Genomic DNA, 21,349 nt, shown 5'->3' on the forward strand with positions numbered 1-21,349 from the left:
TGGCGTGTTGAAAAGACGATTCTCTGCGAGATGCAGTGTAAAGATAAATTAATTCGCCTCGCAAATTAAAACCGCTCCAGTTGTGACTTTTATCACCTTAATAGCCAATATAAGTCGCTTAATACTGGTCACTGCTACAAACTTATTTTATGATAAAAAATATCAATCGCTCTTTTTCGCTATAGCCTGCTGATAAACGCGCTGACCGCGTTCACACTTAATGACGGCAGCTACAGCACATTCTTTTATCTGTTTAACCGAGGTGCACTATGAGACTGATTCCGCTGGCTACGCCTGCTCAGGTAGGAAAATGGGCGGCCCGCCATATCGTCAACCGGATCAACGCCTTTAACCCAGGTCCGGAGCGTCCCTTTGTTCTGGGGTTACCTACGGGCGGCACTCCGCTGGAAGCTTACAAGCATCTTATTGAGATGCACAAAGCAGGCCAGGTCAGCTTTAAACATGTCGTGACATTTAACATGGATGAATATGTCGGCCTGCCCAAAGCGCATCCGGAAAGCTATCACAGCTTTATGTATCGCAACTTTTTCGATCACGTTGATATTCCGTCAGAAAACATCAATCTTCTGAATGGCAATGCGGAAGATATTGACGCAGAATGTCGCCAGTATGAAGAGAAGATTCGTGCGCTCGGTAAAATCCATCTGTTTATGGGTGGTGTAGGCAATGATGGTCATATCGCGTTTAATGAACCCGCCTCCTCGCTCTCATCGCGTACCCGTATAAAAACGCTGACGCATGATACGCGTGTCGCTAATTCACGCTTTTTTGATGGCGATGTCAGCCAGGTACCTAAATATGCGCTGACCGTTGGCGTGGGTACGCTGCTGGATGCAGAAGAGGTGATGATTCTGGTTACAGGTCACGTCAAAGCGCAGGCGCTTCAGGCGGCGGTAGAGGGCAACGTAAACCATATGTGGACCATCAGCTGTCTGCAGCTGCATCCAAAAGCGGTTGTGGTATGCGATGAGCCGGCGACAATGGAACTGAAAGTTAAAACGGTAAAATATTTCCGCGAGCTTGAAGCGGAAAATATGCAGGGCGTCTGAGAGCACGATGTAGAAGCCTGCTGTCGTTGGCAGCTGGCGCAGCCGGGAGAGAGATAATGTACGCATTAGTAAACGGCCGGATTTTTACCGGCTATGACATTCTGGACGATCACGCGGTAGTTATCGCGGACGGTATTATTGATCGGGTTTGCCCGCGCGCCATGCTGGATGCAGCACTACCGCAACAGGATATGGCAGGCGCATTTATCGCTCCCGGCTTTATCGACCTGCAGCTTAACGGCTGCGGCGGTGTGCAATTCAACGATTCGCCTGAGGCGCTGAGCGTGGAAACGCTGGAGATAATGCAGCGCGCTAATGAAAAGTCAGGCTGTACCAGCTTTCTGCCCACGCTGATTACCAGCAGTGATGAACTGATGCAGCGGGCGGTAGAGACTATGCGAGCCTGGCTGACAACGCATCAGAATCAGGCGCTGGGTTTGCACCTTGAAGGCCCCTGGCTTAACCGGGAGAAAAAAGGGACGCACAATCCCGCCCTGATACGCCAGCCCGATCCTGCACTGGTCGACTATCTCTGTGCCAACGCCGATGTCATTACTAAAGTCACGCTGGCGCCTGAACAGGCAGGCAGCGACGTTATTCGTCAGCTCAGCGCAGCCGGTATTATCGTCTCGGCCGGACACTCTAATGCGACCTATGCCGAAGCAAAAGCCGGATTCAGCGCTGGCATTACTTTCGCGACCCACCTTTATAATGCGATGAGCCCTTTTAGCGGACGTGAACCCGGACTGGTCGGTGCGCTGTTTGATTCGCCTGATGTATACTGCGGCATCATTGCAGATGGCTTACATGTCAATTACGCTAACGTGCGCATGGCAAAACGGCTTAAAGGCGAACGGCTGATTCTGGTGACTGACGCGACTGCGCCGGCAGGTGCCGCGATTGATAAATTCATTTTTGCAGGTAAAACAATATACTATCGCAATGGCCTGTGCGTGGATGAGCATGGAACCCTGAGCGGTTCAGCACTGACAATGATTGAAGCGGTGCAGAACAGCGTAGAGTATTGCGGCATTGCCCTGGATGAGGCGCTACGTATGGCAACGCTTTATCCGGCAAGAGCTATGGGCGTGGAAAAACAGCTGGGCACGGTAGCTGCAGGAAAAGCCGCTAACCTCACTGTTTTTACCCGCGATTATCAAATCATTAAGACGTTCGTCAATGGAGAGAGCGTCCTCAGCGAGTAAGCATTGAATGACCACTGGCGGCCAGACTCAAATAGGAAATGTCGATCTTGTCAAACAACTCAATAGCGCAGCCGTTTATCGGTTGATCGATCAACAGGGGCCGATTTCGCGCATTCAGATTGCCGATCTCAGCCAGCTTGCGCCCGCCAGTGTCACCAAGATTACCCGTCAGCTGATTGAACGCGGCTTGATCAAAGAGGTTGAGCAGCAGGCCTCTACCGGAGGTCGCCGCGCCATCTCCATTATTACGGAAACCCGTCACTTTCATACCATCGGCGTCCGTCTCGGGCGCAATGATGCCACGCTCACCCTGTTTGATTTAAGCGGTAAATCGCTGGCGCAGGAAGATTATCCGCTACCGGAACGCACGCAGGAGACGCTGGAGAACGCGCTATTTAATGCCATTAGCGCGTTTATTAACGTGCATCAGCGCAAAATTCATGAGCTGATCGCTATTGCCGTCATCCTGCCCGGGCTGGTCGATCCGGTTAAAGGCATTATCCGCTATATGCCGCACATTGCCGTCAGCCACTGGCCGCTGGTAGCCAGCCTGCAGCAGCGGTTCAGCGTGACCAGCTTTGTGGGTCACGATATCCGCAGCCTGGCGCTGGCCGAGCACTACTTTGGTGCAAGCCGCGACTGTGCTGATTCGATTCTGGTGCGGCTGCATCGCGGGACCGGTGCCGGCATCATTGCTAACGGACAGATTTTCCTGGGCAGTAACGGTAACGTGGGTGAAATCGGCCATATTCAGGTGGATCCGTTAGGCGAGCGCTGCCACTGCGGCAACTTTGGCTGTCTGGAAACCATCGCCGCGAATGGTGCCATTGAAAACCGCGTACGCCATCTGCTGAATCAGGGGTATCCGAGTGTGCTGTCACTGGATAACTGCCTGATGCCGCAAATCTGTCACGCCGCTAATCAGGGCGACGCGCTGGCGTGTGAAGTGATTGAGTATGTTGGTCGTTATCTCGGCAAAGCGATTGCGATCGCAATCAACCTTTTTAACCCGCAAAAGGTGGTGCTGGCGGGCGAAATCACTGAAGCAGACAAAGTGCTGTTTCCCGCCATCGAGAGCTGTATCAATACGCAGGTGCTGCGCGAGTTTCGGAAAAACCTGCCGGTTGTGCGCTCACAGCTGGATCACCGCTCTGCAATTGGCGCGTTTGCGCTGGCGAAACGCGCTATGCTAAATGGCATTCTGCTGCAGCATCTGCTGGAAGATTAACTGTAACCTGCCTGAGCAGGCCTGACCGGGATCGTGTATGACCATTAAAAGCGTAATCTGTGATATTGATGGCGTGTTGATGCATGACAACACCGCCGTGAAAGGGGCTAATGAATTTCTGCAGCGCATTCTGGAAAAAGGCATGCCGCTGGTTGTGCTGACTAACTATCCGTCGCAGACAGCGCAGGATCTGGCCAACCGTTTTTCCAACGCTGGCGTCGACATTCCTGACTCCGTTTTTTATACCTCTGCTATGGCCACCGCTGATTTCCTGCGTCGTCAGGAAGGAAAAAAAGCCTATGTGATCGGAGAAGGTGCGCTGGTTCACGAACTCTATAACGCCGGCTTTACCATTACCGACGTCAATCCTGACTTTGTTATCGTCGGTGAAACGCGTTCGTTTAACTGGGATATGATGCATAAAGCCGCTTTTTTTGTGGCTAATGGCGCGCGCTTTATTGCAACCAATCCGGATACCCATGCGCGCGGCTTTATTCCCGCCTGCGGCGCACTCTGCGCCGGTATCGAAACCATTTCCGGACGCAAGCCGTTTTATGTCGGCAAGCCCAGCCCCTACATTATGCGGGCGGCGCTGAATAAAATGCATGCGCACTCTGAAGAGACGGTAATCGTGGGCGATAACCTGCGCACGGACATTCTGGCGGGCTTCCAGGCCGGGCTCGAAACCATTCTGGTGCTGTCAGGTGTCTCCACCCTGAGCGACATCGATGCGATGCCGTTCCGGCCTGACTGGATTTTTCCTTCCGTCGCCGATATCGATCTGTTCTGACTGGTGCGGTGAACCAGCTGACGCCCTGCTCACTTACCGGTGTGCGGGGCGTTTTTGTTTCAGACCACTGGTGACAAAAAGATCTAAACCGGCAAATTATTAGATGCCATCTAAAAATACGGCTTTTATTTTAGATAAAATTCAATTTATTCACCTCTGCAACACTCTATTTATCATAAAAACGTTATTTTACTTGCGCAACCACCACCAATTAGCGCATTTTCTTATACATCACGCAGCGCAGGCTGCCGGACAAATGCAAAATAACATCGCCACAGGGTGAGATCAGGAGTCAGTTATGTGTTCGATTTTTGGTGTGCTGGATCTGAAAAGCGATTCTGCTGAACTGCGTAAGAAAGCGCTGGAGTGTTCCCGTCTGATGCGTCACCGCGGCCCGGACTGGTCAGGTGTGTTTGCCGACGATAACGCTATCCTGGTGCATGAGCGCCTTTCAATCGTTGACGTTAACAACGGCGCACAGCCGCTGTATAACGCTGACCACACCCACGTACTGGCCGTGAACGGCGAAATTTATAACCATCAGGCGCTGCGCGCTGAGCTGAGCGATCGTTACGCGTTTCAGACCGGCTCCGACTGCGAAGTGATCCTGGCGCTCTATCAGGAAAAAGGTGTCGATTTCCTCGACGACCTGCAGGGTATGTTTGCTTTCATCCTGTGGGACAGCGTAAAACAGCAGTACCTGATTGGTCGCGATCATATCGGTATCATTCCGCTCTATATGGGTAATGATGAGCATGGCAACCTTTACGTGGCGTCTGAAATGAAAGCGCTGGTCCCGGTCTGCCGCTCTATTAAAGAATTCCCGCCGGGAAGCTACCTCTCCAGCACTGACGGTGAGATCCGCCGTTACTGGCAGCGCGACTGGATGGATTTTGCGGCGGTTGCGCAGAACACCACGGATGCTGCCGGCCTGAAACATGCGCTGGAAGAGTCAGTAAAAAGCCATCTGATGTCTGATGTTCCTTACGGCGTGCTGCTCTCAGGCGGACTGGACTCTTCAATCATTTCAGCCGTCACCAAGCGTTTTGCCGCTAAACGGGTGGAAGATGCTGATAAGAGCGACGCCTGGTGGCCACAGCTGCACTCGTTTGCTGTCGGTCTGGAAGGTTCGCCCGATCTGAAAGCTGCACAGGCAGTTGCCGATCATCTCGGTACCGTGCACCACGAAATTCATTTCACGGTGCAGGAAGGTCTGGACGCGATCCGTGACGTGATTTACCACATCGAAACCTACGATGTCACCACCATTCGCGCCTCAACGCCGATGTATCTGATGTCGCGCAAAATCAAGGCGATGGGTATCAAAATGGTGCTTTCAGGTGAAGGCGCGGACGAAGTATTTGGCGGCTATCTCTACTTCCATAAAGCGCCAAACGCCCGCGAGTTCCATGAAGAGAACGTACGTAAACTGCTGGCGCTGCATATGTTTGACTGCGCACGCGCCAACAAAGCGATGTCAGCCTGGGGTGTAGAAGCACGCGTGCCGTTCCTGGACAAAAAGTTCCTTGATGTAGCAATGCGCATCAACCCGGAAGATAAACTGTGCGGCAGCAACGGGAAGATGGAAAAGCACATTCTGCGTGAATGCTTCTCATCTTATCTGCCGGAGAGCGTGGCGTGGCGTCAGAAAGAGCAGTTTTCTGATGGCGTCGGTTACAGCTGGATCGATACGCTGAAAGAAGTGGCGGCGCAGCAGGTAAGCGATCAGCAGCTGGCGACCGCGCACTTCCGCTTCCCGCACAACATGCCTGGCTCTAAAGAAGCGTATCTCTATCGCGAAATTTTTGAGGAGCTGTTCCCGCTGCCGAGCGCGGCGGAGTGTGTGCCTGGCGGACCGTCTGTGGCCTGCTCTTCGGCCAAAGCGATTGAGTGGGATGAGGCGTTCAAATCCATGGACGATCCGTCCGGCCGTGCCGTTGGCGTGCATCAGTCCGCTTACAAATAAGCGTCGTGTCAGAAAAAATAAGGGACCCGCAGCGGTCCCTTTTTAGTTGCAACTGACGCGGATGTGATCGAAAATCGATGAATAAAGCACCAGGCTGGTTACAAGCCAGACAAACGGGCACCGCAAGGTAAAAAACGGCAAAAAAACTGTTGACGCTACAAAGCTCAATACGCATAATGCGCCCCGCAACGCCGTTGAAGGTAACGCGAAAAAAGATGGCTACGTAGCTCAGTCGGTTAGAGCACATCACTCATAATGATGGGGTCACAGGTTCGATTCCCGTCGTAGCCACCATCTTTTTTGCGGGAGTGGCGAAATTGGTAGACGCACCAGATTTAGGTTCTGGCGCCGCAAGGTGTGCGAGTTCAAGTCTCGCCTCCCGCACCATTTCAGTCTTCGGCAGCCGGATGGGGTATCGCCAAGCGGTAAGGCACCGGTTTTTGATACCGGCATTCCCTGGTTCGAATCCAGGTACCCCAGCCAATCCGATATGTTTTCGTGGATACGCGTTAACAGATGGGATATCGCCAAGCGGTAAGGCACCGGTTTTTGATACCGGCATTCCCTGGTTCGAATCCAGGTATCCCAGCCAGCATCGGGAAAAGCAGTAAAGCAGTAGAATGGCTACGTAGCTCAGTCGGTTAGAGCACATCACTCATAATGATGGGGTCACAGGTTCGATTCCCGTCGTAGCCACCAGATAATTGGGGTGTCGCCAAGCGGTAAGGCACTGGTTTCTGATACCAGCATTCCGGGGTTCGAATCCCTGCACCCCAGCCATACAAAGACAATTTGATCTAACACCTATTGGGGTGTCGCCAAGCGGTAAGGCACTGGTTTCTGATACCAGCATTCCGGGGTTCGAATCCCTGCACCCCAGCCAAATTGCACAACAGGCCCGCTTTTGCGGGCTTTGTTGTTTCTGACGTTCAGTAAAATGCCGCGCATTCTGCCAGCGCATTGCGCCAGCAGAGAATCCGATCAGAGCCCCAGCGCGTAACGCAGCGCGCGACGCTTCAGTCCGCCAGCGCGCTCCGCCGCCATCAATCCCAGATTACGTGCCAGCCGCAGCGGCGGCAGCGCATTGCTAAAGGCAAAATAGAACAGATCCATACCGCCCTGCATCAGCAGATTGTCACGATAGCGTTCACGCTGATAGCGCTGCAGCACCGCCATCGCTGACCACGTCTGTGCCTGACTGCGCGCCTCGGTTAACACCGTAATCAGCGCATCCACATCGCGATAGCCCAGGTTAACCCCCTGCCCCGCCAGCGGATTAATTGTATGTGCAGCATCCCCCACCAGCGCCAGTCCCGGCATGACGTAGCGCGTGGCGTGACGCCGGACCAGCGGGAACGACGCCGCGCTTTTTACCTGGAAACGTCCGAGACGGGCCGGGAAGTTCAGACTGACCTCTTTCTCCAGCTGGCTTAGCGGCAGCGCCTGCAGCTGCCGGATACGTGCAGGTGCGTCATACCACACCAGCGATGCATGCTGGTCAAACAGCGGCAGAAAGGCGCGCGGCCCCTGCGGGGTAAATTGCTGCCAGGTGGTATCGCCCGCTGCGTGTTCACATTCAGCACTGATAAGCATGCAGGATTGCGCATAGTTCCAGCCGTGTACACCGATGCCTGCCAGCTGACGTACCCGCGAGTTAGCGCCATCCGCGCCAACCACCAGCCGGGCATCAAGCGGTGCGCCCTGATCCAGCGTCACGTGCCAGCCGCCGCTGTGCGGCTGCAGATCCTGCAGGGTTGCCGGGCATAACAGCGCAACGCCATCCTGCTGCATCTGTTCCCACAGCGCCCGCTGCAGTACGCGGTTCTCCACCATATAGCCGAGCACCGGCAGGCCCAGCGATGCCGCATCAAACGTAACGTGCGCGCTCTGCCACTCCCAGGTTTCCAGTTTGCGATAGGGTGCGCTGCGCATCGTCTCTACGCGTGCCCAGGCACCCAGCTGCTGCAGCAGCGCAACCGAAGAAGCACCAATGGCGGATATACGGATATCAGGCTCACGGCCGGCATCAAACGCATCAGGTTCTGCACGCTCAATGACAGCGACGCGGAACTGCTGCTGCGCCAGCCCGCAGGCCAGTGCGGCCCCCACCATGCCACCTCCGACGATGACCACGTCATACTGTCTCTCCTGCATCGATCCTCACCTTTCCTGTTGCCATAACGCCCCACGGCGTTTGCTGATAAACAAAGTGTACCGGAAATCATCCGCAATAGGGGGCTGAGCCGCTTCCCCCTCTCTTTGCCCCCTCGCTGCTGTGCAGCAGTCCGGCTGACACTCAGCAGCGCGAAGTATGACAGGCACGCTGGTCACATCCCCCCCAAAGCATTACACTATGCCCCCTGCACTTCCCTGCTCAGATTCAATGGCTGGTTCAATGACCAAAAAACTGCATATCAAAACCTGGGGCTGTCAGATGAATGAGTATGATTCATCCAAGATGGCTGACCTGCTGAACAGTACGCACGGCTACACTCTGACGGAGGAAGCCGAAGACGCAGATGTTCTGCTGCTCAATACCTGCTCTATCCGTGAGAAAGCGCAGGAGAAAGTTTTTCACCTGTTAGGGCGCTGGAAAAAGCTTAAAGCGGCCAATCCGGATCTTATCATCGGCGTGGGCGGCTGCGTGGCGTCGCAGGAAGGCGATAAACTGCGTCAGCGTGCGCAGTGTGTTGATATCGTCTTTGGGCCACAGACACTGCATCGCCTGCCGGAGATGATTAATCAGGTACGTGGCAATAAAAGCCCGGTCGTTGACGTCAGCTTCCCGGAAATTGAAAAATTTGACCGTCTGCCTGAGCCGCGCGCTGAAGGCCCGACGGCTTTCGTCTCTATCATGGAAGGGTGCAATAAATATTGCACTTTCTGCGTGGTGCCGTATACCCGCGGCGAAGAAGTCAGTCGTCCCTGCGACGATATTCTGCTGGAAATCGCCCAGCTGGCGGCTCAGGGTGTGCGCGAGGTTAATCTGCTGGGTCAGAACGTCAACGCCTATCGCGGCCCAACTTTTGATGACCAGATCTGCACGTTTGCCGAGCTGCTGCGTCTGGTCGCCGCCATTGACGGTATCGATCGCATCCGCTTTACCACCAGCCATCCGATTGAGTTCACCGATGACATCATTGATGTCTATCGCGATACGCCGGAGCTGGTGAGCTTCCTGCATCTGCCGGTTCAGAGCGGTGCCGATCGTATTCTGACGCTGATGAAGCGTGCGCACACCGCGCTGGAGTACAAAGCAATTATTCGCAAGCTGCGCGCAGCACGCCCTGATATCGAAATCAGCTCTGATTTCATCATCGGCTTCCCGGGTGAAACCCAGCACGATTTTGAACAGACCATGAAGCTGATCCACGACGTTAACTTTGATACCAGCTACAGCTTTATCTACTCTGCCCGTCCGGGTACGCCTGCGGCCGATCTGCCTGATGACGTGCCGGAAGAGGAGAAAAAGCAGCGCCTTTACATACTGCAGGATCGTATCCAGCAGCAGGCAATGGCGATCAGCCGCCGCATGGTTGGCACCGTTCAGCGTATTCTGGTTGAGGGCACATCACGTAAAAATGTGATGGAGCTGACCGGACGTACTGAAAATAACCGTGTAGTGAACTTTGAAGGCTCAGTCAGCATGATTGGCAGATTTGTCGACGTTGAAATCGTTGATGTCTACGCCAACTCACTGCGCGGCGTGGTCGTACGCACCGAAGATCGCATGGGACTGCGCGTAGCGCAGAGTCCGGCAGCCGTGATTGCCCGCACCCGCAAAGAGGATGAAACCGGCGTCGGCCTGTATCAGCCCTGACAATTAATGACTGTGCGGCAGCACGCAGCGTGCTGCCGCCTGTTTCATCCGCCAGCCCTTGCATTCTGCAGCGCTCGCCCAAATATCTTTCCCTGCGCTTGCGTCCTGATGCTGTCCCATAAATAATTTTGTCATACGCTGATGACGCGCACGCGCGGCATCCCTACACTTTTTCAACTGGCCCTGTGTGACCCAAAGGATTCAATTGAATATCGAAACTCGTGAAATCGCCCTGGAACCTGCCGACAACCAGCGTCTGATGAGCCTGTGCGGTCCGTTTGATGACAATGTGAAGCAGCTGGAACGCCGTCTGGGCATCGAAATCAACCGCCGTGATAACCAGTTTAAGCTGGTGGGCCGGGCCCTCAGCGTTGACGCCGCTGCACATATTCTGCGTACGCTGTACGTGGATACCGCGCCGGTACGCGGCCACATTCCGGATATCGAACCGGATCAGATCCATCTGGCCATTAAAGAGAGCCGGGTGCTGGAGCAGACCGCCGAAAGCGTGCCGGAGTATGGCAAAGCGGTAAACATTAAAACCAAACGCGGCGTGATTAAGCCGCGCACGCCGAATCAGGCGCAGTATATCGCCAACATTCTCGACCACGATATCACCTTTGGTATTGGCCCGGCGGGTACCGGTAAAACTTATCTCGCAGTAGCCGCCGCGGTTGATGCGCTGGAGCGTCAGGAGATCCGTCGTATTCTGCTGACCCGTCCGGCAGTAGAAGCGGGTGAAAAACTGGGCTTTCTGCCTGGCGATCTGAGCCAGAAGGTTGATCCCTATCTGCGTCCGCTTTATGACGCACTGTTTGAGATGCTCGGCTTTGAGCGGGTTGAAAAGCTGATGGAGCGTAACGTGATTGAGGTGGCGCCGCTCGCCTATATGCGCGGCCGTACGCTGAATGATGCGTTTGTGATCCTTGATGAGAGCCAGAACACCACCATTGAACAGATGAAGATGTTCCTGACGCGCATCGGCTTTAACTCGAAAGCGGTGATCACCGGTGACGTGACGCAGATTGACCTGCCGCGCAGCACTAAGTCGGGTCTGCGCCATGCGATTGAAGTGCTGGCTGACGTTGACGAAATCAGCTTTAACTTCTTCCACAGCGAAGATGTGGTACGCCACCCGGTCGTGGCACGTATTGTAAACGCGTATGAAGCCTGGGAAGAGGCGGATCAGAAACGCCGTGATAAACTGGCGGAAGAGCGTAAACGGGAATCGCTGGCTGCACAGGCTGCGATCACCACACCACCACAGGAGCCGTCATGAGTACGGTAGTACTGGATTTACAGCAGGCCTGCGCCGAAGCACACGGCCTGCCGGAAGAGACCGCTTTTCAGCGCTGGCTGGAAGCGGCCGTCACCCCTTTTCAGCCTGAAAGCGAAGTGACTATTCGCCTGGTTGATGAAGCGGAGAGTCACGAGCTAAACCTGACTTACCGCGGCAAAGATAAGCCGACCAACGTGCTCTCCTTTCCTTTTGAAGCACCGCCGGGTATTGAACTGCCCCTGCTGGGAGATTTAATCATCTGCCGCCAGGTGGTTGAGCAGGAAGCGGCTGAACAGGGTAAAAGCACGGAAGCCCACTGGGCACATATGGTGGTACACGGCACGCTGCATCTGCTGGGTTATGACCATATTGAAGACAGTGAAGCCGAAGAGATGGAGGCGCTGGAGACTGAGATAATGCTTGCTCTTGGTTATCCCGACCCGTACATTTCGGAGAAAGAAGACGCCTGAGCCACGGGTTCAGGCTACTGTGCTGCCGGCGGGACGCGGGCAGCTATCCTTATCTAACAGCGAGATCGTAATTAAAACGCCATGAGCGACGACCATTCTCAAAACAACGACGCCCCCAGTAGTAAAAAGGGCTTCTTTTCCCTGCTGCTTAGCCAGCTGTTTCACGGTGAACCTAAAAATCGTGATGAACTGCTGGGTCTGATCCGTGATTCTGAACAAAAAGAGCTGATTGATCAGGATACCCGCGACATGCTGGAAGGGGTGCTCGACATTGCCGAACAGCGCGTGCGCGATATCATGATCCCGCGCTCGCAGATGATCACCCTGAAGCGCAATCAGAGTCTGGAAGAGTGCCTGGCAGTGATTATTGAATCTGCACACTCGCGCTTTCCGGTCATCAGCGAAGATAAAGATCACGTTGAAGGCATTCTGATGGCAAAAGATCTGCTGCCGTTTATGAGCAGCAGCGCTGAGCCATTCAGCATGGAAAAGGTGCTGCGTCCGGCGGTGGTAGTGCCGGAAAGCAAGCGTGTTGACCGCATGCTGAAAGAGTTCCGCTCGCAGCGCTATCATATGGCGATTGTTATTGATGAGTTTGGTGGCGTATCCGGTCTGGTTACGATTGAAGATATTCTGGAGCTGATTGTCGGCGAAATTGAAGATGAGTATGACGACGAAGAAGATCGCGACATTCGTCAGCTTAACCGCCACACCTACACGGTACGGGCGCTGACGCCGATTGAAGACTTCAATGAGGCGTTTGGCACTGATTTCAGCGACGACGAAGTGGATACGATTGGTGGTCTGGTTATGCAGGGCTTCGGCCATCTGCCGGCGCGCGGCGAGAGTATCACTATTGATGACTACCACTTCAAAATCGCTATGGCAGACAGCCGTCGTATTATTCAGGTGCATGTGAAAATTCCGGAAGATTCTCCACAACCGCAACTCGAAGACGAATAATTCTATGGCATCAGCCTCTCTTTTTTCCCGCCAGCGGATACGTCTGCTGCTGGCGCTGATTGCGGGTGCCACCGGCACCCTCGCCTTTTCTCCTTACGACTTCTGGCCTGCAGCACTTATCTCGCTGGCGGGTTTGCAGGTCTTACTGCCAGGCCGCCGTCCTGCACAGGCTGCAGCGATCGGCTTTACATGGGGCTTTGGCCTGTTTGGCAGCGGCATTAACTGGGTCTATGTCAGCATCGCTACGTTTGGCGGTATGCCTGGCCCGGTAAATGTCTTTCTGGTGCTGCTGCTGGCAGCGTATCTGGCGCTCTATCCGCTGTTGTTTGCCGTGGTGCTTAACCGCTTCTGGCCGCGTGCTACCGTATGGCGGCTGGCGCTGGCGGCACCGGCATTATGGCAAATCAGTGAGTTTTTGCGCGGCTGGGTACTGACCGGTTTCCCCTGGCTGCAGTTTGGCTACAGCCAGATTGACGGGCCGCTGAAAGGTATTGCGCCGCTTGCGGGCGTTGAGACCATCACCTTCCTGCTGATGATGATTGCCGGGCTGCTGGTCTTTGCCCTGCACCAGCGCAGTCTGAGAAGTCTGATCGTTGCTGCAGCCCTGCTGCTGCTGCCGTGGCCGCTGCGTATGCTGCACTGGTATCAGCCACTGCCGGCACGCAGCGTGGATGTGGCGATGGTACAGGGTAATATTCCGCAGTCGATGAAATGGGATCCGCAGCAGCTGCGCGACACGCTGCGCGTCTATACCAGCTACAGTCAGCCCTTTATAGGCAGCGCACCGCTGATTATCTGGCCTGAATCTGCTATTACCGATCTTGAGAGTAATCAGCAGCCCTTCTTACATGCGCTGGATGCGGAGCTGCGCGCGCGCGGCAGCAGCCTGATCACCGGCATTGTTGACTCACGCATTGAGGGGGATAATCGCTATCATGATTATAATTCCGTCATCGTGCTCGGCGGCAAGCAGCCCTACAGCTATCAGAGCCGCAACCGCTATCAGAAAAACCATTTGGTCCCGTTTGGCGAGTTTGTGCCGCTGGAGAGCCTGCTGCGTCCGCTGGCGCCGTTCTTCGATCTGCCGATGTCCTCTTTCAGCCGCGGGGCTTACGTTCAGCCACAGCTTAACGTGGCGGGTTATAACCTCACCAGCGCCATCTGCTATGAAATCGTCCTGGGAGAACAGGTCCGTGCCAACTTCCGGCCAGATACTAACTTCCTGCTGACGGTTTCAAATGATGCCTGGTTCGGCCACTCAATTGGCCCGTGGCAGCATTTTCAGATGGCGCGCATGCGTGCACTTGAGCTGGGCCGTCCGCTGCTGCGCTCAACAAACAACGGCGTTACGGCGGTAGTCAACGCCGATGGCGATGTTGAGAAGATGATACCGCAGTTTACCCGCCGGGTACTGGAGGCGCGCGTAACACCTACTGCAGGTGAAACACCCTATGCACGCAGCGGTATCTGGCCTGTCTGGTTACTGACGCTCGCAGCGATCACTGCTGCCATTGTACGCCGTCGCGTCTGACGTACGCACTCTCCCTGAAGCGAAGCTACGGCTTCGCTTTTTTTTTGCCGTTTTGCTGCAACATTTTCCTGCACTGCCATCTGATATGGCACGAAGCTTGCTGTTAACCATGGCAACAATGGCTAATGCCGGCAGCAGGCTGCCTGCCGTCAGCATTGCGCACTGTTACCGGGCACGGCTGCGCACTGAAACGGCGCAAGGCAGTGATATTGCTTTGTAATGGTGCGGAGCGGCTCGCAAAAAACAAAGTTTTTTGTTTCATTGCGTTAACATTTCGCTATGTTAGTCCCTATCCTGCGCGCAGTTGCGCTAAAGGGTTATTAAAAAAAGCAGCAGGACACAGACATCACATCACGCTCTGCGCAGTTTTATTCTGCGCGACATCCACACGAAGGAGTTGGAACATGCAAATGCGCAAAGTGGCCTTATCACTTCTGCTGTTGGGAGCAGCAGCGGGCGCGGCTCAGGCAGAAGATCTCACCGGCACGCTGAAAAAGATTAACGACAGCGGCGTTATTGTCGTCGGCCATCGTGAGTCATCCGTTCCCTTTTCTTATTATGACAACCAGCAAAAAGTTGTTGGCTATTCGCAGGACTACTCCAGCGCTATTGTGGCCGCGATCAAAGCCAAACTGAACAAACCCGATCTGCAAATCAAAATGCTGCCTATAACCTCGCAGAACCGTATTCCACTGCTGCAGAACGGCACCTACGATTTTGAATGTGGTTCCACCACGAATAACGTTGAACGTCAGCAGCAGGCTGCTTTCTCTGACACCATCTTTATTATCGGCACCCGTTTACTGGTGAAAAAAGGCGGTGACATTAAAGACTTCACCGATCTGAAAGGCAAAACGGTTGTGGTGACCTCCGGCACGACCTCTGAAATTCTGCTGCGGAAGCTGAATGATGAGAAAAAGCTCGATATGCGCATTATCAGTGCCAAAGATCATGGTGACTCGTTCCGGACGCTGGAAACCGGACGTGCCGTCGCCTTTATGATGGATGATGCCCTGCTGGCTGGCGAACGCGCCAAGGCGAAGAAACCTGATAACTGGGAGATTACGGGCACACCGCAATCCAAAGAAGCTTACGGCTGCATGCTGCGTAAAGACGATCCACAGTTTAAACAGCTGCTGGATGACACCATTGCTAAAGCGCAGACCTCCGGTGAAGCGACTAAATGGTTCGATAAATGGTTCAAACAACCTATTCCGCCCAAAAACCTCAACCTGAATTTTGAGCTCTCCTCCGATATGCAGGCCCTGTTTAAAGCACCTAACGACAAGGCGCTGTAACGTAACAACGATAACACGGGCAGCCAGGCTGCCCTCCTGATTGCTGAACATGCGGTATGGACAGACAGACTGCTGCGGGTCGTTCCCCTGCGGCAGAAAAAAAACTGCTCAACAATCTTATGGGTAGCCTGGCTACCCTTTTTTTACCGGAGCTCGTTATGGGTATCGACTGGAACTGGGGCATTTTTTTACAGCAGGCTCCATTCGGCAATACGACTTACCTTGGCTGGCTGTGGTCCGGATTTCAGGTGACCGTCGCGGTCTCCTGCTGCGCCTGGATTATCGCCTTTCTGGTGGGATCGCTGTTTGGCATTCTGCGTACCGTCCCTAATCGCCTGCTGGCTGCGATTGGCACCTGCTATGTAGAGCTGTTTCGTAATATTCCGCTGATTGTACAGTTCTTCTTCTGGTATCTGGTGGCACCGGAACTGGTCGGTGAAAAACTCGGCATGTGGTTTAAGGCGGAACTCGATCCAAATATTCAGTTCTTTCTCTCTTCTATGATTTGTCTCGGGCTCTTTACCGCAGCACGCGTCTGCGAACAGGTACGGGCGGCAATTCAGTCGCTGCCGCGCGGACAGAAAAATGCCGGACTGGCAATGGGACTGACGCTGTCACAAACCTATCGTTATGTGCTGCTGCCTAACGCCTACCGTGTCATTGTGCCGCCGATGACTTCTGAAATGCTGAACCTGGTAAAGAATTCCGCCATCGCCTCTACGATTGGCCTGGTAGACCTGGCTGCACAGGCTGGCAAGCTGCTCGACTACTCGGCGCACGCCTATGAGTCCTTTACCGCGATTACGCTTGCCTATGTCGGCATTAATCTGGTGATTATGCTGGTTATGAGTCTGGTAGAACGCAAAATTCGCCTGCCCGGCAACCTGGGAGGGAAATAATGTACGATTTTGACTGGAGCTCTATTCCGCCCAGCCTGCCCTACCTGCTTAACGGCATGGTGATTACGCTGAAGATTACCGCCGTCGCGGTGGTGTTTGGCATTATCTGGGGCACCATTCTGGCCGTCATGCGTCTTTCAACGCTTGCCCCGGTACGCTGGTTTGCAAAACTCTACGTTAACCTGTTCCGTTCAGTCCCGCTGGTCATGGTACTGCTGTGGTTCTACCTGGTGGTTCCGAGCTTTCTGCAGCAGGTGCTGGGCCTGTCGCCCCAGACGGATATTCGTCTTATCTCTGCCATGGTGGCCTTTGCGCTATTTGAAGCTGCTTACTATTCCGAGATTATTCGCGCCGGTATCCAGAGTATCTCACGCGGACAGTCAAATGCCGCACTGGCGCTTGGCATGACGCAGTGGCAATCAATGAAGCTGATTATTCTGCCACAGGCGTTCCGCGCCATGGTGCCGCTGCTGCTTACTCAGGGCATTGTGCTGTTCCAGGATACCTCACTGGTCTATGTCCTGAGCCTGGCGGATTTCTTCCGCACCGCCTCAACTATTGGTGAGCGCGATGGTACCCAGGTGGAAATGGTTCTGTTTGCCGGTCTGGTCTATTTCGCGATCAGCCTGAGCGCGTCGTTGCTGGTTAGCTATCTGAAAAGAAAAAGGACAGTTTAAATGATTAGCCTGAAAAATGTTTCTAAGTGGTATGGGCACTTTCAGGTGCTGACCGACTGCTCAACCGAGGTAAAAAAAGGAGAAGTGGTGGTGGTCTGCGGGCCCTCGGGCTCGGGCAAATCCACGCTGATTAAAACCGTCAACGGGCTGGAGCCGGTTCAGCAGGGCAGCATTCAGGTCAACGGCACTGAAGTGAACAATAAAAAGACTAATCTGGCCAAACTGCGCAGTCAGGTCGGCATGGTGTTTCAGCACTTTGAGCTGTTTCCTCATCTGAGCATTATCGATAACCTGGTGCTGGCGCAGGTAAAAGTACTGAAGCGCGATAAAACGGCGGCGCGAGATAAAGGACAAGCCCTGCTGAAGCGCGTGGGGCTCTCTGCCCACGCGGAGAAGTTTCCGGGGCAGCTTTCAGGAGGCCAGCAACAGCGTGTGGCCATCGCCCGTGCGCTCTGCATGGACCCGATCGCCATGCTGTTTGATGAGCCCACCTCCGCGCTCGATCCGGAGATGATCAATGAAGTGCTGGATGTCATGGTTGAACTGGCAAACGAAGGCATGACGATGATGGTGGTGACGCACGAAATGGGCTTTGCGCGTAAGGTGGCTAATCGCGTTATCTTTATGGATGAAGGAAAAATTGTCGAAGATACCCGCAAAGATGACTTCTTTAATAATCCGCAGTCCGGGCGCGCGAAAGAGTTTCTGGCAAAAATTCTGCACTAAGCGCTGAACCATGCGCGCCGCCTGCTCAAACGCAGCGGCGCGCAGTGTTAACCACTCTGTCAGGGCTCAAACGGCTGGCGCTGAAACTGGTCGTGATTGCATTCCGGACAGCGCGTCAGGCTTTCAGGCGTATAAATAGCGCGCGTAAAGCCGCAGTTTTCGCACACCAGATTGCCCAGACCAACCACCTCGCCGCTCTGATAAACGCCGTGGTGATGCAAATCTTTAAACACTTCGCGCCACTCCAGCTGGCTCTTATCGGTGATATCCGCCAGCTCTTTCCACAGGCTCTCACGGATCACACGTAAAAAGACCGAATCTTCCAGCGCGCTCTCCGCTTCGGGATAGCTGCGGGAGAATTCGTAAAGATCGCGTCGCACCGCACGCATTACTTCATCCACTTCAGAAGATGAGAGACTCTCGTCGGTCAGCAGATCCTGACGCGCTTCCGCGACCAGCGCGTCGATATCGCGTTCACCGTGCTCCAGTCGCTGGGTTAACGTTGCTACCGTGGTTCGATACGCCTGCGCCACGTTATTCATTTTATTCTCCTTTCTGCTGTGAGGGCTGCTGTAAGTTTAGCCGCTTTATCGCAAAAGCTCTGACGGTCATCGCGGAAATTGCAAAAGCGCGGAAGCCGCAACGCATTCCGCAGAAAAGCGGCGGAGAGGGACGGTGAAATGTTGTTGAGGGCGGGGCTTATGGGTATGCTATGCGGATCATAAGTAGACAAACCCGGCCTGTCCGATGCGGCGGTCAAGCCATCAGGCGACGATGTCAGCGGCTCTGCTGCTGCACCAGACGGTCCGGGAAAACGATTTTTACTAAGGATCACAGGCAGCCATGCAAGAGCAATACCGCCCGGAAGAGATAGAATCCCGCGTCCAGCAGCATTGGGACGAAAATGAAACCTTCAAAGTCACCGAGCAGGAAGGCAAAGAGAAATATTACTGCCTGTCGATGCTGCCCTATCCTTCTGGCCGCCTGCACATGGGCCACGTGCGTAACTACACCATTGGCGATGTTATTGCCCGCTATCAGCGCATGCTGGGCAAAAACGTTCTGCAGCCGATTGGCTGGGACGCTTTTGGTCTGCCCGCTGAAGGCGCTGCGGTAAAAAATAATACTGCACCGGCGCCATGGACCTACGACAACATCGACTACATGAAGAACCAGCTGAAGCTGCTGGGCTTTGGCTACGACTGGAGCCGCGAACTGGCGACCTGTCAGCCAGAGTACTACCGCTGGGAACAGTGGTTCTTCACCAAACTCTACGAAAAAGGTCTGGTGTACAAAAAGACCTCGGCGGTGAACTGGTGCCCGAACGATCAGACCGTGCTGGCTAATGAGCAGGTAATCGATGGCTGCTGCTGGCGCTGCGACACCAAAGTTGAGCGCAAAGAGATCCCGCAGTGGTTTATCAAAATCACCGACTACGCTGAAGAGCTGCTTAACGACCTCGACAAGCTGGATGAGTGGCCGGAGCAGGTTAAAACCATGCAGCGTAACTGGATCGGTCGCTCAGAAGGCGTTGAGATCACGTTTGACGTCGCGCACAGCGACGAAAAGGTCACGGTTTATACGACCCGTCCCGATACCTTTATGGGCGCGACCTACATCGCCGTGGCTGCGGGTCATCCGCTGGCGCGTCAGGCTGCCGCAGGCAATCCGGTGCTGGCCGATTTCATCGCCGAATGCAGCACGACCAAAGTAGCAGAAGCGGATATGGCGACGATGGAGAAGAAAGGCATGGCGACCGGCCTGTCTGCTATCCATCCGCTGACCGGTGAAGCGATTCCGGTGTGGGTCGCGAACTTTGTTCTGATGGAGTATGGCACCGGTGCAGTAATGGCGGTCCCGGGTCATGACCAGCGCGACTGGGAGTTTGCCACTAAATATGGCCTGAACATCAAGCCGGTTATCCTCACCCTTGATGGTTCAGAACCCGATCTGAGCAGCGCCGCCATGACCGAAAAAGGCACGCTGTTTAATTCAGGGGAGTTCGACGGTCTGGATCATCAGGCAGGCTTCAACGCGATTGCTGACGCGCTGGCCGCAAAAGGCGTTGGCGTACGCAAAGTCAATTACCGTCTGCGCGACTGGGGCGTCTCACGTCAGCGCTACTGGGGCGCACCTATTCCGATGGTGACGCTGGAAGATGGCACGGTCATGCCAGCGCCAGAAGATCAGCTGCCGGTTATTCTGCCGGAAGATGTGGTCATGGATGGTATCACCAGCCCAATCAAAGCGGACCCGGAGTGGGCCAAAACCACTGTGAATGGTCAGCCGGCACTGCGCGAAACCGATACCTTTGACACCTTCATGGAGTCTTCCTGGTACTATGCACGCTATACCTGTGCTAACTACAACGAAGGCATGCTGGATCCGGCTGCGGCCAACTACTGGCTGCCGGTAGACCAGTATGTGGGCGGCATCGAACACGCCATCATGCACCTGATGTACTTCCGTTTCTATCACAAGCTGCTGCGTGATGCGGGCCTGGTAAATTCGGATGAGCCCGCTAAACGTCTGCTGTGTCAGGGCATGGTGCTGGCAGACGCGTTCTACTACGTTGGCGTTAACGGTGAGCGTAACTGGGTCTCCCCGGTTGATGTCACCGTTGAGCGCGATGATAAAGGTCGCATCACCAAAGCAGTGGATAATCAGGGCCGGGATGTTATCTATGCCGGCATGAGCAAAATGTCGAAGTCGAAAAACAACGGCATCGACCCGCAGCTGATGGTTGAGCGTTATGGCGCCGATACCGTACGCCTGTTCATGATGTTTGCATCGCCAGCTGATATGACGCTGGAGTGGCAGGAATCTGGCGTAGAAGGGGCTAACCGCTTCCTGAAACGCGTCTGGAAACTGGCTTACGATCATGTAGCAAAAGGCGCCACTGCCGCACTGGATGTCAGCGCACTGAATAGTGAGCAGAAAGCACTGCGTCGCGATCTGCATAAAACCATTGCAAAAGTTGCGGATGACATTGGCCGTCGTCAGACCTTCAACACCGCTATCGCTGCTATCATGGAGCTGATGAACAAGCTGCTGCGCGCGCCGCAGGAGAGCGAACAGGATCGCGCGCTGATGCAGGAAGCGCTGGTCGCCGTCACGCGCCTGCTCTATCCGTTCACGCCGCATGCCAGCTATGTGCTGTGGCAGGCGCTGGGTGGCGAAGGCAGCATTGATAATGCACCGTGGCCTGAAGCGGATGAAGCCGCAATGGTCGATGATTCAATGCTGGTCGTGGTACAGGTTAACGGTAAAGTGCGCGGCAAAGTCACCGTGGCAGCAGATGCTACTCAGGAGCAGGTGCAGGCGAGAGCCGCCCAGGAGCCACTGGTGGCAAAATATCTGGACGGCGTCACGCTGCGTAAAGTGATTTATGTCCCTGGCAAACTGCTTAACCTGGTCGTGGGTTAAG

17 protein-coding genes and 7 tRNA genes are annotated in these 21,349 nt (G+C 54.5%); 22 read left to right on the forward strand and 2 right to left on the reverse strand.

Annotation, left to right across the window (positions count from 1 at the left end; translation table 11 throughout):
* Positions 1-269: 269 nt before the first annotated feature.
* The 12 genes from nagB (at position 270) to BBA90_RS15120 (ending at position 7,142) form a co-directional block, all read left to right on the forward strand.
* Positions 270-1,070 (forward strand): glucosamine-6-phosphate deaminase, encoded by an 801-nt coding sequence (gene nagB / locus BBA90_RS15065; protein WP_065649864.1) that lies wholly within the window; start codon positions 270-272, stop codon positions 1,068-1,070.
* A gap of 56 nt (positions 1,071-1,126) precedes the next feature.
* Entirely contained in the window at positions 1,127-2,275 is a 1,149-nt protein-coding gene (gene nagA / locus BBA90_RS15070; protein WP_065649865.1) for an N-acetylglucosamine-6-phosphate deacetylase, read from the forward strand.
* Between the two features lie 7 nt (positions 2,276-2,282).
* A complete protein-coding gene (gene nagC / locus BBA90_RS15075) occupies positions 2,283-3,503 on the forward strand; it encodes a DNA-binding transcriptional regulator NagC (protein ID WP_065649866.1) in 1,221 nt (406 codons plus the stop codon).
* A 37-nt stretch (positions 3,504-3,540) separates the two neighbouring features.
* Entirely contained in the window at positions 3,541-4,293 is a 753-nt protein-coding gene (locus BBA90_RS15080) for an HAD-IIA family hydrolase (protein WP_039383168.1), read from the forward strand.
* 298 nt (positions 4,294-4,591) lie between these two features.
* On the forward strand, positions 4,592-6,259 hold the full coding sequence (gene asnB / locus BBA90_RS15085; RefSeq protein ID WP_065649867.1) for an asparagine synthase B: 1,668 nt from the start codon (positions 4,592-4,594) through the stop codon (positions 6,257-6,259).
* Positions 6,260-6,476: 217 nt separating this feature from the next.
* Positions 6,477-6,553, forward strand: a tRNA-Met gene (locus tag BBA90_RS15090).
* Between the two features lie 8 nt (positions 6,554-6,561).
* Positions 6,562-6,646: transfer RNA gene (locus BBA90_RS15095), tRNA-Leu, on the forward strand.
* A gap of 21 nt (positions 6,647-6,667) precedes the next feature.
* A tRNA-Gln gene (locus BBA90_RS15100) sits at positions 6,668-6,742 on the forward strand.
* Between the two features lie 34 nt (positions 6,743-6,776).
* Positions 6,777-6,851 (forward strand) — tRNA-Gln (locus BBA90_RS15105).
* Positions 6,852-6,881: 30 nt separating this feature from the next.
* Positions 6,882-6,958, forward strand: a tRNA-Met gene (locus BBA90_RS15110).
* Positions 6,959-6,964: 6 nt separating this feature from the next.
* A tRNA-Gln gene (locus BBA90_RS15115) sits at positions 6,965-7,039 on the forward strand.
* 28 nt (positions 7,040-7,067) lie between these two features.
* Positions 7,068-7,142: transfer RNA gene (locus tag BBA90_RS15120), tRNA-Gln, on the forward strand.
* A gap of 98 nt (positions 7,143-7,240) precedes the next feature.
* Here BBA90_RS15120 and ubiF read toward each other — a convergent pair.
* A complete protein-coding gene (gene ubiF / locus BBA90_RS15125) occupies positions 7,241-8,413 on the reverse strand; it encodes a 3-demethoxyubiquinol 3-hydroxylase (protein ID WP_065649868.1) in 1,173 nt (390 codons plus the stop codon).
* Between the two features lie 241 nt (positions 8,414-8,654).
* Between ubiF and miaB the strand changes: the two genes are divergently transcribed.
* From miaB to BBA90_RS15170, 9 genes are all read left to right on the forward strand, one after another.
* Positions 8,655-10,079, forward strand: a complete 1,425-nt coding sequence (gene miaB / locus BBA90_RS15130) for a tRNA (N6-isopentenyl adenosine(37)-C2)-methylthiotransferase MiaB (RefSeq protein ID WP_065649869.1) — start codon at positions 8,655-8,657, stop codon at positions 10,077-10,079.
* 205 nt (positions 10,080-10,284) lie between these two features.
* Positions 10,285-11,358, forward strand: a complete 1,074-nt coding sequence (locus BBA90_RS15135) for a PhoH family protein (RefSeq protein WP_065649870.1) — start codon at positions 10,285-10,287, stop codon at positions 11,356-11,358.
* Positions 11,355-11,828, forward strand: coding sequence for an rRNA maturation RNase YbeY (ybeY, locus tag BBA90_RS15140; protein ID WP_065649871.1), 474 nt, complete (start codon positions 11,355-11,357; stop codon positions 11,826-11,828). The genes BBA90_RS15135 and ybeY overlap by 4 nt, the downstream gene beginning before the upstream one ends.
* Positions 11,829-11,909: 81 nt before the next feature.
* Complete coding sequence (gene corC, locus BBA90_RS15145; RefSeq protein ID WP_065649872.1) at positions 11,910-12,791, forward strand: CNNM family magnesium/cobalt transport protein CorC; 882 nt, start codon at positions 11,910-11,912, stop codon at positions 12,789-12,791.
* A gap of 4 nt (positions 12,792-12,795) precedes the next feature.
* Positions 12,796-14,322 carry an apolipoprotein N-acyltransferase gene (gene lnt / locus BBA90_RS15150; RefSeq protein ID WP_065649873.1) on the forward strand — a complete coding sequence of 509 codons (1,527 nt, stop codon included), beginning with the start codon at positions 12,796-12,798 and terminating at the stop codon, positions 14,320-14,322.
* Between the two features lie 404 nt (positions 14,323-14,726).
* Complete coding sequence (locus BBA90_RS15155) at positions 14,727-15,620, forward strand: glutamate/aspartate ABC transporter substrate-binding protein (RefSeq protein WP_065649874.1); 894 nt, start codon at positions 14,727-14,729, stop codon at positions 15,618-15,620.
* Positions 15,621-15,778: 158 nt separating this feature from the next.
* Positions 15,779-16,519: an amino acid ABC transporter permease gene (locus BBA90_RS15160; protein ID WP_065650495.1), complete on the forward strand. Its 741-nt coding sequence runs from the start codon at positions 15,779-15,781 to the stop codon at positions 16,517-16,519.
* On the forward strand, positions 16,519-17,196 hold the full coding sequence (gltK, locus tag BBA90_RS15165) for a glutamate/aspartate ABC transporter permease GltK (protein WP_065649875.1): 678 nt from the start codon (positions 16,519-16,521) through the stop codon (positions 17,194-17,196). The genes BBA90_RS15160 and gltK overlap by 1 nt, the downstream gene beginning before the upstream one ends.
* Positions 17,197-17,922: an amino acid ABC transporter ATP-binding protein gene (locus BBA90_RS15170; protein WP_039383149.1), complete on the forward strand. Its 726-nt coding sequence runs from the start codon at positions 17,197-17,199 to the stop codon at positions 17,920-17,922.
* Positions 17,923-17,981: 59 nt separating this feature from the next.
* Here the strand turns inward: BBA90_RS15170 and BBA90_RS15175 are convergent, their stop codons facing one another.
* A complete protein-coding gene (locus BBA90_RS15175) occupies positions 17,982-18,464 on the reverse strand; it encodes a zinc ribbon-containing protein (RefSeq protein ID WP_039383147.1) in 483 nt (160 codons plus the stop codon).
* A 301-nt stretch (positions 18,465-18,765) separates the two neighbouring features.
* Here BBA90_RS15175 and leuS point away from each other — a divergent pair, with 301 nt between their 5' ends.
* Positions 18,766-21,348 carry a leucine--tRNA ligase gene (leuS, locus tag BBA90_RS15180; protein ID WP_065649876.1) on the forward strand — a complete coding sequence of 861 codons (2,583 nt, stop codon included), beginning with the start codon at positions 18,766-18,768 and terminating at the stop codon, positions 21,346-21,348.
* Position 21,349: the final 1 nt, after the last annotated feature.

The organism is Pantoea eucrina (assembly GCF_001691555.1).
GTDB classification, from domain to species: Bacteria; Pseudomonadota; Gammaproteobacteria; order Enterobacterales; family Enterobacteriaceae; genus Pantoea; species Pantoea borealis.

Excerpts from the sequence above, each read along its gene's own strand:
- nagB (WP_065649864.1), top strand. The coding sequence starts at position 270 with ATGAGACTGATTCCGCTGGCTACGCCTGCTCAGGTAGGAAAATGGGCG.
- nagA (WP_065649865.1), top strand. The coding sequence starts at position 1,127 with ATGTACGCATTAGTAAACGGCCGGATTTTTACCGGCTATGACATTCTG.
- nagC (WP_065649866.1), top strand. The coding sequence starts at position 2,283 with ATGACCACTGGCGGCCAGACTCAAATAGGAAATGTCGATCTTGTCAAA.
- BBA90_RS15080 (WP_039383168.1), top strand. The coding sequence starts at position 3,541 with ATGACCATTAAAAGCGTAATCTGTGATATTGATGGCGTGTTGATGCAT.
- asnB (WP_065649867.1), top strand. The coding sequence starts at position 4,592 with ATGTGTTCGATTTTTGGTGTGCTGGATCTGAAAAGCGATTCTGCTGAA.
- ubiF (WP_065649868.1), bottom strand. The coding sequence starts at position 8,413 with ATGCAGGAGAGACAGTATGACGTGGTCATCGTCGGAGGTGGCATGGTG.
- miaB (WP_065649869.1), top strand. The coding sequence starts at position 8,655 with ATGACCAAAAAACTGCATATCAAAACCTGGGGCTGTCAGATGAATGAG.
- ybeY (WP_065649871.1), top strand. The coding sequence starts at position 11,355 with ATGAGTACGGTAGTACTGGATTTACAGCAGGCCTGCGCCGAAGCACAC.
- corC (WP_065649872.1), top strand. The coding sequence starts at position 11,910 with ATGAGCGACGACCATTCTCAAAACAACGACGCCCCCAGTAGTAAAAAG.
- lnt (WP_065649873.1), top strand. The coding sequence starts at position 12,796 with ATGGCATCAGCCTCTCTTTTTTCCCGCCAGCGGATACGTCTGCTGCTG.
- BBA90_RS15155 (WP_065649874.1), top strand. The coding sequence starts at position 14,727 with ATGCAAATGCGCAAAGTGGCCTTATCACTTCTGCTGTTGGGAGCAGCA.
- BBA90_RS15160 (WP_065650495.1), top strand. The coding sequence starts at position 15,779 with ATGGGTATCGACTGGAACTGGGGCATTTTTTTACAGCAGGCTCCATTC.
- gltK (WP_065649875.1), top strand. The coding sequence starts at position 16,519 with ATGTACGATTTTGACTGGAGCTCTATTCCGCCCAGCCTGCCCTACCTG.
- BBA90_RS15170 (WP_039383149.1), top strand. The coding sequence starts at position 17,197 with ATGATTAGCCTGAAAAATGTTTCTAAGTGGTATGGGCACTTTCAGGTG.
- BBA90_RS15175 (WP_039383147.1), bottom strand. The coding sequence starts at position 18,464 with ATGAATAACGTGGCGCAGGCGTATCGAACCACGGTAGCAACGTTAACC.
- leuS (WP_065649876.1), top strand. The coding sequence starts at position 18,766 with ATGCAAGAGCAATACCGCCCGGAAGAGATAGAATCCCGCGTCCAGCAG.